Source organism: Flavobacterium aerium, from assembly GCF_030766725.1.
GTDB classification, from domain to species: domain Bacteria; phylum Bacteroidota; class Bacteroidia; order Flavobacteriales; family Flavobacteriaceae; genus Flavobacterium; species Flavobacterium aerium.
This window is the reverse complement of the sequence record NZ_JARQWR010000008.1, coordinates 197,845-209,789: the sequence shown is the minus strand read 5'-3', so window position 1 is coordinate 209,789 and position 11,945 is coordinate 197,845. Positions and strand designations below refer to the sequence as shown.

Annotated in this window: 7 protein-coding genes; 1 reads left to right on the top strand and 6 read right to left on the bottom strand. The window is 34.4% G+C overall.

The window, feature by feature from the left end:
- Positions 1-23: 23 nt before the first annotated feature.
- Positions 24-746, top strand: a complete 723-nt coding sequence (locus P6733_RS12655) for a LexA family transcriptional regulator (protein WP_306353266.1) — start codon at positions 24-26, stop codon at positions 744-746.
- Positions 747-771: 25 nt separating this feature from the next.
- Here the strand turns inward: P6733_RS12655 and P6733_RS12650 are convergent, their stop codons facing one another.
- The 6 genes from P6733_RS12650 to rplJ form a co-directional block, all read right to left on the bottom strand.
- Positions 772-2,199 (bottom strand): APC family permease, encoded by a 1,428-nt coding sequence (locus tag P6733_RS12650; protein ID WP_306353265.1) that lies wholly within the window; start codon positions 2,197-2,199, stop codon positions 772-774.
- Positions 2,200-2,354: 155 nt separating this feature from the next.
- Positions 2,355-2,660 (bottom strand): DUF3467 domain-containing protein, encoded by a 306-nt coding sequence (locus P6733_RS12645; RefSeq protein WP_306353264.1) that lies wholly within the window; start codon positions 2,658-2,660, stop codon positions 2,355-2,357.
- Between the two features lie 5 nt (positions 2,661-2,665).
- Positions 2,666-6,967, bottom strand: a complete 4,302-nt coding sequence (gene rpoC, locus P6733_RS12640; RefSeq protein WP_306353263.1) for a DNA-directed RNA polymerase subunit beta' — start codon at positions 6,965-6,967, stop codon at positions 2,666-2,668.
- A gap of 64 nt (positions 6,968-7,031) precedes the next feature.
- A complete protein-coding gene (rpoB, locus tag P6733_RS12635; RefSeq protein WP_306353262.1) occupies positions 7,032-10,844 on the bottom strand; it encodes a DNA-directed RNA polymerase subunit beta in 3,813 nt (1,270 codons plus the stop codon).
- 129 nt (positions 10,845-10,973) lie between these two features.
- A complete protein-coding gene (gene rplL, locus P6733_RS12630; protein ID WP_306353261.1) occupies positions 10,974-11,348 on the bottom strand; it encodes a 50S ribosomal protein L7/L12 in 375 nt (124 codons plus the stop codon).
- 61 nt (positions 11,349-11,409) lie between these two features.
- Positions 11,410-11,931, bottom strand: a complete 522-nt coding sequence (gene rplJ, locus P6733_RS12625) for a 50S ribosomal protein L10 (RefSeq protein ID WP_306353260.1) — start codon at positions 11,929-11,931, stop codon at positions 11,410-11,412.
- Positions 11,932-11,945: the final 14 nt, after the last annotated feature.

Here is an 11,945-nt window from a genome sequence, read left to right as displayed (position 1 = left end):
AAAGTATAACACAAATTGAGAATATGCAAGAAAATAATTCTCTAAATGCGAATTTAATTTTAAAACGATTAAAGAAAACATTAAAAATAAACACAGACATTGAGTTGTCTACGATTTTAAACATTAAACCAAACACTATTTCTACATGGAAAAAGAGAAATAGCCTGGATTACCCTTCAATAATCGCTATTTGTGAACTATATGATGTAGATTTAAATAAAATTCTCTTAGGAAGAGAAGATTATAAAAAGAAAGAAACGCTTTATGCCACTGAAACACCATTAATTGGTAGAGAAGTACAGTTTCAATATGTATTAGGCAATAACAATACATTGTTAGATAATTTACCTAAATACAATTTCCCTTTTCTAAAAGGAAAGGAATCCAGAGCATTTCAGGTTGTAGGAAATAACATGTACCCTTTATTAGAAGAGAATTCTTATGTATTATGTGAGGAATCTAATATCTATGAGATCCAAACGAATAACATTTATGTAATTGTTTCGAAGGAGAAAGGCTTATTCATCAATAAAGTTGAACTTAACTCTGCATACCCAGAGCAAATCACTTTGGTTGATGAGAAGAAAGATTTACATCCTGAAATAGAATTATCTTTATCTGAAATAGATGAAGTATGGAATGTAAAAATGGTTTTTTCTTTCTTTAATGGTGAAAGTATTAGTTCGTCACTAGAGGATAAGATTAAACGAATTGGGGATATACTAGAAAGAGTCAATTTAATATAAAGAGTATTCTACAGAATACTCTTTATTATTCTTTCAATTTATTCTTTTTATTAGTCAAGTAATATACAGGAATACCTGTTAGCATAATTACAACACCCCAACCACAGGTACTGGTTCTATCAATTAGCAATGCTATACAAAGTGCTGTTGCTATAATAATATATATGGCTGGTAAAATTGGGTAACCAAAAGCTTTATATGGACGGTCAACATGGGGCATTTTTCTACGTAGAATGAAAATACCGTATATTGTTAGAATATAAAAAATGACTACAATAATCATTACATAATCTAATAAATCGCCATATTTACCTGTCAAGCACAATACAGAGGTCCAAATACATTGGATCCATAATCCCCAACCTGGTACACTATTCCGATTTAATTGTGCTGCTTTTTTAAAGAATAGTCCATCTTGTGCCATTGTATAATATACTCTTGCTCCAGCTAATATTAATCCATTATTACACCCAAAAGTTGAAATCATAATCATGACAGCAATAATAATAGTACCTGTTGCTCCAAATATATATTGTGCTGCTTCAACGGCGACTCTTTCAGATTTTGCAAAAGCAATTTCATGTAATGGCATTACGGCGATATACATCAAATTGGCCAAAATATAAATAACGCTTACAATAAGTGTTCCTAGAAATAAACTCAATCCCACATTACGTTGTGGATTTTTCATTTCACCAGCAATAAAGGTCACTCCTACCCAAGCATCGCTTGAGAACAACGAACCTACCATTGAAGCTGCTACTGCTGAGAATAACACCATTCCACTGATACCAACCCAAGTTCCAGTTCCTTTATCAAATGTCTGAGCACTCCAGGCATCTGTCCAATTGGCATTCCATATATCTGCCTTTGCAGCCAATATGAAACCGAAAACAATAAGTCCAAATAGTGATGCTATTTTTGTAATCGTAAAAACTGTTTGAATAAACTTTCCATTCCGAACTCCTTTACTATTGATATACGTTAATATAATGATCATTAGAATGGACACTAATTGAGCTGCATTCAGTTTAAAAGCACCGATAGTATATATTATGTTTTCATCACTTAACGGCTCGTAGAGGTATGCTGCAAACTTAGAGAAGGCAACTCCTACCGCGGCAATAGTACCGGTTTGAATAACAGCAAAAAAACTCCATCCGTACAAAAAAGCAATTAGTTTGCTATAAGCTTCTTTTAGATACACATACTGTCCACCTGCTTTAGGAAACATTGCACTAAGCTCTCCATAACTTACTGCAGCAATTAGAGTAATTATACCAGTAAGAACCCATATCAGCGTTAACCATCCAGCACTACCAATGTTTTGAGTTATCCCAGCACTAACAATGAATATCCCGGATCCAATCATAGAACCAACAACTAGCATTGTTCCGTCTAATAATCCTAATTCACGTTTTAATGTCTTATTCTCTTCTTGCTTTACTTCCATAAATCACACGTTATTGTTCTGTTATACACTTGACAAAGTGTTAAAGATATCTAAAAAAAGAATACTTTTATTAAAAGCATATTCTTTTTTCAAAGCATCAATAAAAGTGTTTTATAGACATAAAAAAAGCCCCAAATTACTTTGGGGCTTTTTTATTATGCTTGTCCTGTAGGACCAAAATTGAGTGGTATGGAAGGTTGTTCCGTGTCTTTTATTTCACCATGGGCGCTTTCAAAACGGTGGATATTCTCTCCAATAGCTTTCAACAAACGTTTTGCATGTTGTGGCGTCAAGACAATTCTTGACTTCACTTTAGCTTTAGGAATTCCTGGCATAATACATACAAAATCAAGTACAAATTCAGAAGATGAATGATTGATAATTGCTAAATTAGAATAAACTCCTTCAGCTGTTTTCTCATCCAATTCAATATTAATCTGTTGTTGTTTAGAATCACTCATACGTATTAATAATTAAATTCTTCTTTCGTCGCCATTAATTCATTATACTCATCTTTTGAACCTACAATTATAGTTTCATAATCTCTCATACCTGTACCGGCTGGGATTCTATGTCCTACAATAACGTTTTCTTTTAGACCTTCAAGTCCATCAACTTTACCTGCTACAGCTGCTTCATTCAGTACTTTTGTAGTTTCCTGGAATGATGCTGCAGAAATAAATGATTTCGTTTGAAGCGAAGCACGTGTAATACCTTGTAAAACTGGTGTTGCTGTAGCTGTAATTACATCTCTAGCGATCACTAAGTTTTTATCAGTACGTTTTAGTAACGAATTCTCATCACGTAATTCACGTGGTGTAATAATTTGACCCGCTTTCAAGTTTTCAGAATCACCTGAATCCTCTACAACTTTCATTCCGTACAATTTATCATTTTCAACGATAAAGTCTCTTGTGTGAGCCAATTGATCTTCTAAGAATAGAGTATCTCCTGGATCTTGGATTCTAACTTTACGCATCATTTGACGAATTACTACTTCAAAGTGCTTGTCATTAATTTTTACCCCTTGTAAACGGTATACTTCTTGAATCTCATTAACCAAATACTGTTGAACAGCAGAAGGTCCTTGGATTCTTAAAATATCATCTGGAGTAATAGCTCCATCAGACAATGGCACACCTGCTCTTACGTAATCGTTTTCTTGTACTAAAATCTGGTTTGATAGTTTAACCAAGTATTTCTTGATTTCACCAAATTTTGATTCAATTACAATCTCACGGTTACCTCTTTTAATCTTACCAAATGATACCACACCATCGATTTCAGAAACTACAGCTGGGTTAGAAGGATTACGAGCTTCTAATAGCTCTGTAATTCTTGGTAAACCTCCTGTAATATCCCCTGCTTTTGCAGAACGACGTGGAATCTTTACTAAAATTTTACCTGCTTTAATCTTCTCACCATTGTCAACCATCAAGTGGGCACCCACTGGTAAGTTATAAGAACGAATTAATTCATTGTCTTTACCATAAATTAATAAAGTTGGAATTAATTTTTTATTTCTTGCTTCAGAGATTACTTTTTCTTGGAATCCTGTTTGCTCATCGATTTCAACTTGGAACGATTGTCCTTGTTCGATATCTTCGTAAGCAATTTTACCAGTAAATTCAGAAATAATAACTCCATTATATGGATCCCATTTACAGATTACTGTACCTTTTTCTACTACATCACCATCTTTCACAAAAATACTTGATCCATAAGGGATATTGTGTGTATTTAATACAATACCTGTTTTTTCATCTACTAATTTCAATTCTGTAGAACGAGAGATTACAATGTCAGAAGTATTTCCTTCATTATCTTCACCTTTTACAGTTTTAAGATCTTCAATTTCTAATCTACCACTGAATTTAACAGCAATGCTAGATTCTTCAGAGATATTTCCTGCAGTTCCCCCTACGTGGAATGTACGAAGTGTTAACTGTGTACCTGGTTCTCCAATAGATTGTGCTGCAATTACACCAACTGCTTCACCTCTTTGAGTCATTTTACCAGTAGCTAAGTTTCTACCGTAACATTTAGCACAAATACCTTTTTGAGCTTCACAAGTTAATGGAGAACGTACTTCCACTCTTTCGATTGGAGCTGCGTTAATCGTTTTAACTAATGCTTCAGTAATTTGTGTGCCTGCATGAACTAAGATTTCAGAAGTTAAAGGGTTAATAACGTCTTGTAACGCTACACGTCCTAAAATTCTTTCTCCTAATGTTTCAACAATCTCTTCATTCTTTTTCAATGCAGAAACTTCAACACCTCTTAATGTACCACAATCTTCAATGTTAACAATAACGTCTTGAGATACATCGTGTAATCTTCTTGTCAAGTAACCCGCATCGGCCGTTTTCAAAGCCGTATCCGCAAGACCTTTACGTGCACCGTGAGTAGAGATAAAGTACTCAAGGATAGAAAGACCTTCTTTAAAGTTAGACAAAATTGGATTCTCAATAATCTCTCCACCACCTGCAGTAGATTTTTTTGGCTTAGCCATCAAACCACGCATACCTGTTAACTGACGAATCTGTTCTTTAGAACCCCTCGCCCCAGAGTCAAGCATCATATATACTGAGTTGAACCCTTGTTGGTCTTCTCTAATATTTTTCATTGCCAACTCTGTTAACTTAGCATTGGTAGAAGTCCACACATCAATAACTTGGTTGTAACGCTCGTTATTAGTGATAAGACCCATGTTGTAGTTTACAGAAATTGCATCTACTTGCTCGTTAGCATCTAAAATTAATTCAGGTTTTTGCTCTGGAATAATAATATCTCCCAAACTGAAAGATAATCCTCCTCTAAAGGCGAATTTATACCCCATATCTTTCATATTATCAAGGAAGGCAGCAGTTGTAGGTACATCTGTTACACTTAAAATTCCACCAATAATATCTCTTAAAGATTTTTTAGTTAATACCTGGTTAATATATCCAGCTGCTTCTGGTACTACTTCATTAAATAATACACGTCCCGCAGTAGTTTTAATAATTTGGTACACTAATTCTCCAGCTTCATTAAAATCTTTAGCTCTGATTTTCACAGAAGCATTCAATTCTAATCTTCCTTCGTTTAATGCAATATTTACTTCCTCAGCAGAATAAAAAGTTAAGCCTTCACCTAAAATTTTATGTGTTTCTGTAGACAAACGTTCTTTGGTCATATAATATAGACCCAAGACCATATCCTGAGAAGGTACAGTAATAGGCGCACCATTTGCAGGGTTCAGAATGTTATGAGAAGCCAACATCAATAATTGAGCCTCAAGAATAGCTTCTGGTCCTAATGGTAAATGTACCGCCATTTGATCCCCATCAAAATCGGCATTAAATGCCGTACATACTAATGGGTGCAATTGGATTGCTTTTCCTTCAATTAATTTTGGTTGGAAAGCTTGGATACCTAATCTGTGTAAAGTAGGAGCACGGTTTAGTAATACTGGATGTCCTTTAATTACATTTTCAAGGATATCCCATACAACTGGCTCTTTCTTATCTATAATTTTCTTAGCAGATTTTACTGTTTTAACAATACCTCTTTCAATCAATTTACGGATTACAAAAGGTTTGTATAATTCAGCTGCCATATCTTTTGGCAAACCACATTCAAATAATTTCAACTCAGGTCCAACGACAATTACCGAACGAGCAGAATAATCCACACGTTTACCTAAAAGGTTTTGACGGAAACGACCTTGTTTACCTTTTAATGAGTCAGATAATGATTTTAATGGTCTGTTAGATTCCGTTTTTACAGCAGATGCTTTTCTTGTATTATCGAATAACGAATCTACAGATTCTTGTAGCATACGTTTTTCATTACGAAGAATTACTTCTGGCGCTTTAATCTCCATTAAACGTTTTAAACGATTGTTACGGATGATTACTCTTCTGTATAAATCATTTAAATCTGATGTAGCAAAACGACCTCCATCAAGCGGCACTAATGGACGCAATTCAGGTGGAATAACTGGAACAACTTTCATAATCATCCATTCTGGACGATTCTCTCTGTTTAAGTTAGATTCACGGAATGACTCTACTACTTGTAATCTTTTTAATGCTTCAGTTTTACGTTGTTTAGACGTTTCATTGTTAGCACTATGTCTTAATTGGTAAGATAAATCATCAAGATCAATTCTTGCTAATAAATCCATGATACACTCTGCTCCCATTTTGGCAACAAATTTGTTTGGATCATGGTCATCAAGGTATTGATTTTCCATAGGAAGAGTATCTAAAATATTTAAATATTCTTCTTCTGTTAAGAAATCTAATCTCTTTAATGATTCTCCATCAGGATTCTTAGCAATACCTGCTTGAATTACTACGTATCTTTCGTAGTAAATAATCATATCTAATTTCTTAGAAGGTAAACCAAGAATGTAACCAATTTTATTTGGAAGTGAACGGAAATACCAGATATGAGCAATTGGCACAACTAAATTGATATGTCCTACTCTATCTCTACGTACTTTTTTCTCCGTAACTTCAACACCACAACGATCACAAACAATCCCTTTATAACGGATTCTTTTATATTTACCACAAGCACATTCGAAATCTTTAACTGGACCGAAAATTCTTTCGCAGAAAAGACCGTCACGCTCAGGTTTGTGCGTACGATAGTTAATAGTTTCTGGTTTCAACACTTCACCTCTTGACTCCGCCAAGATAGATTCAGGTGATGCCAATCCTATCGAAATTTTGTTAAACCTCTTTATGGTATTTTTATCTTTATTTCTATTCATCATAATCGTAATATCGATTTATAAAAAACACTAAAAATTGGGAACAGCAGAACTGCTCCCAAATGAATTAATCTTCTAATCTAATGTCTAATCCAAGACCTTTTAATTCATGCATTAATACATTGAATGATTCAGGTAATCCTGGTTCTGGCATAGTTTCACCCTTAACGATAGCTTCGTAAGTTTTAGCTCTACCAATAACATCATCAGATTTAACAGTCAAAATTTCTCTAAGTGTACTAGATGCACCATAAGCTTCAAGAGCCCAAACCTCCATCTCTCCAAAACGTTGTCCACCAAATTGTGCTTTACCACCAAGAGGTTGTTGCGTAATTAATGAGTATGGTCCTATTGAACGTGCATGCATTTTATCATCAACCATGTGTCCTAATTTCAACATGTAGATAACACCTACAGTTGCTGGTTGATGGAAACGCTCTCCAGTACCACCATCGTATAAATATGTATGTCCAAATCTTGGAATTCCAGCTTCATCTGTAAATTCATTAATTTGATCTAAAGTTGCACCATCAAAAATTGGTGTTGCAAATTTTCTATCTAATTTTTGTCCGGCCCATCCAAGAACAGTCTCATAGATTTGTCCAATGTTCATACGTGATGGTACCCCAAGTGGGTTCAACACGATATCAACTGGTGTTCCATCTTCTAAGAAAGGCATGTCTTCATGACGAACGATACGAGCAACAATACCTTTGTTACCGTGACGACCTGCCATTTTATCTCCTACCTTAAGTTTACGCTTTTTAGCAATATATACTTTCGCTAATTTTAAAATTCCTGATGGTAATTCATCTCCAACAGTAATTGTAAACTTCTCTCTTCTTAATGCACCTTGAAGGTCATTCAACTTAATTTTATAGTTGTGGATCAAATCATTAACCATTTTATTGGTTTCATCATCTGTAGTCCACATTCCTTTGTTTAAGTGAGCGAAATCTTCAACAGAGTTTAACATTTTTTGAGTATATTTTTTACCTTTTGGTAAAACTTCTTCACCCAAATCATTCATAACTCCTTGTGATGTTTTTCCGTTTACGATATTGAATAATTTATCGACTAATCTGTCTTTTAATTCTTCAAATTTCACTTGGAAATCCGTTTCAAGTTTCCCTAAATCGTCTTTATCTTTTGAACGCTTACGTTTATCTTTTACGGCTCTAGCAAAAAGTTTTTTATCTAAAACCACACCGTGTAATGATGGAGAAGCTTTTAATGAAGCATCTTTTACATCACCCGCTTTATCTCCGAAGATTGCTCTTAAAAGTTTCTCTTCTGGAGTTGGATCAGATTCACCTTTTGGTGTAATTTTACCAATTAGAATATCGCCAGGTTTTACTTCAGCACCAATTCTAATCATACCGTTTTCATCTAAATCTTTAGTAGCTTCTTCACTAACGTTTGGAATATCATTCGTTAATTCTTCGTTACCAAGTTTCGTATCTCTAACCTCTAATGAATAATCATCAACGTGGATAGATGTGAAAATATCATCGCGTACAACTTTTTCAGAAATTACAATTGCATCCTCGAAGTTATATCCTTTCCATGGCATGAACGCTACTTTAAGGTTTCTACCTAAAGCTAATTCTCCATTTTGTGTAGCATATCCTTCAGAAAGTACTTGTCCTTTCACTACTCTATCTCCTTTTCTTACGATAGGTTTCAAGTTGATACTTGTACTTTGATTCGTTTTTCTGAATTTAATTAATTGGTATGTTTTTTCATCTGGGTCAAAACTTACCATTCTTTCTTCTTCAGATCTGTCGTATTTAATAGTAATAATGTTTGCATCTACATACTCAACAGTACCACTACCTTCTGCATTGATCAACACTCTTGAATCTGAAGCTACTTGACGCTCTAATCCAGTTCCAACAATTGGAGCTTCTGGTCTTAATAACGGTACAGCTTGACGCATCATGTTTGATCCCATCAACGCACGGTTCGCATCATCATGTTCCAAGAAAGGAATTAATGAAGCAGAAATCGATGCAATTTGATTTGGCGCAACGTCAGTATAGTCAATTTTAGCAGGGTCTACAACTGGGAAATCACCTTCTTCACGAGCAATAACTTTATCAGCAGTAATATTACCATCTGCATCCATTTCAATATTTGCTTGTGCAATCAACTTTCCTTCTTCTTCTTCTGCACTCAAATATATAGGAGTAGATATTAAATCTACTTTCCCTTGATCTACCTTACGGTAAGGTGTCTCAATAAAGCCCATTCCGTTTACCTTCGCATAAACTCCTAAAGATGAAATCAAACCAATGTTTGGTCCCTCTGGAGTTTCAATCGGGCATAAACGTCCGTAATGAGTATAGTGAACATCTCGCACCTCAAAACCAGCTCTTTCTCTAGAAAGACCTCCAGGTCCAAGGGCAGATAATCTTCTTTTGTGTGTAATCTCCGCTAATGGATTCGTTTGATCCATAAATTGAGATAATTGGTTTGTACCAAAGAAAGAGTTAATTACAGATGATAAAGTTTTAGCATTGATCAAATCGATCGGTGTAAATACTTCGTTATCTCTAACGTTCATACGCTCTCTAATAGTTCTAGCCATACGAGCTAAACCAACACCAAATTGTGCAGAAAGTTGTTCTCCAACAGTTCTAACACGTCTGTTAGATAAGTGGTCAATATCATCAATCTCAGCTTTTGAGTTGATCAATTCGATCAAATATTTAACAATGGTAATGATATCCTCTTTGGTAAGCACTTGCTTTTCCATTGGAATATCTAAACCAAGTTTTTTGTTCATTCTATAACGACCAACTTCACCTAAGTTATAACGTTGATCTGAGAAGAATAATTTATCTATAATACCACGAGCTGTTTCCTCATCAGGCGGTTCTGCATTACGCAACTGACGGTAAATATGCTCAACAGCTTCTTTTTCAGAGTTCGTTGGATCTTTTTGTAACGTATTGTGGATAATAGCATAATCTGCTTGATTATTATCCTCTTTATGTAACAAAATAGTTTTAACGTTAGCATCAATGATTTCTTCCACATTATCTTTATCGATAATGGTATCTCTGTCAAGGATGATCTCGTTACGTTCGATAGAAACTACTTCACCAGTATCTTCATCTACGAAATCTTCATGCCATGTGTTTAATACACGAGCTGCTAATTTTCTACCGATATATTTTTTAAGACCTGTTTTTGAAACTTTAATCTCTTCAGCAAGATCAAATATTTCAAGGATATCTTTATCTCTTTCAAAACCTATGGCTCTGAAAAGAGTTGTAACTGGTAATTTTTTCTTTCTATCAATGTAAGCATACATTACGCTATTGATATCGGTTGCAAATTCAATCCAAGAACCTTTGAAAGGAATTACTCTCGCAGAATATAATTTTGTACCATTAGCATGGAATGATTGACCAAAGAAAACACCAGGAGATCTATGTAATTGAGATACAACTACACGTTCAGCACCATTGATTACAAAAGTACCACTTGGCGTCATATACGGAATTGTTCCAAGATATACATCTTGAACAATAGTTTCAAAATCCTCGTGTTCAGGATCAGTACAATATAGTTTTAACCTTGCTTTTAAGGGTACACTATATGTTAGACCTCTCTCTATACATTCTTGAATTGTATAACGTGGTGGATCAACAAAGTAATCAAGGAACTCCAATACAAATTGGTTTCTTGTATCTGTAATTGGAAAGTTTTCCATGAAGGTATTATAAAGACCTTCGTTGCCTCTTTCATCAGATTTAGTTTCAAGTTGAAAGAAATCTTTAAAAGACTTAACCTGAATATCAAGAAAATCTGGATAGTCAGGAATATTTTTTGTTGAGGCAAAATTTAATCTTTCAGTCTGATTTGTTATCATCAATGGACAAAATTTTGATTAAAAAAAAAGTATAAAAAAACGCATAAATTATATTATACGAAAAATGGTTTAGGCCTTTGAGAGTCTCTTCTCAAGGCCTAAACCTAGTTCTATAAACTTAAGTATAGCTTATTTAAGCTCAACTACAGCTCCAGCTTCTTCTAAAGATTTTTTAAGACCTTCAGCCTCTTCTTTAGAAACACCTTCTTTAACAACGCTAGGAGCGCTGTCAACTACTTCTTTAGCTTCTTTAAGACCTAAACCAGTAAGTTCTTTTACCAATTTAACAACTGCTAATTTAGAAGCACCTGCATCTTTCAATACAACATTAAATTCAGTTTGAGCTTCTTCAGCTGGAGCATCTCCAGCAGCAGCAGGACCAGCAACTACAGCAGCAGCTGCAGGCTCAATTCCATACTCATCTTTTAAAATAGTAGCTAATTCATTAACTTCTTTAACTGTTAAGTTAACTAATTGTTCTGCGAATTGTTTCAAATCTGCCATTTTTTCTATCGTTTTTTAAATAGTTTGTAATATATAATTTATAAAGTGCGTACGCGCTAGATTATCCTTCTTTCTCGGATAATGTTTTAAGAATTCCAGCCAATTTACCTCCGCTTGATTTAAGAGCAGAAACAACATTCTTAGCAGGAGATTGAAGTAATCCAATGATTTCTCCAATAACTTCTTCTTTAGATTTAAGAGCGATTAACGCGTCTAATTGGTTGTCTCCAACAAATACAGCTTCGCTGATATATGCTCCTTTCAATAAAGGCTTGTCAGATTTTTTACGGAATTCTTTAATGATTTTAGCAGGAGCGTTTCCACTCTCAGCAATCATGATTGAGGTGTTACCTTTCAATACTGATGGTAAGTCACCGTAGTTATTATCAGAAGCTTCCATCGCTTTTTCAAGCAATGTATTTTTAACAACTTCTAATGTAATATTAGCTTTAAAACAAGCTCTTCTTAAGTTTGAAGTAGTTTCTGCATTTAAACCAGAAATGTCTGCTAAATAAACAACATTAGTTCCAGCCAACTGTGCAGTTAAATCTTCAATAACTCTTGATTTCTCTTCTCTAGTCATAATAAAATATTTTA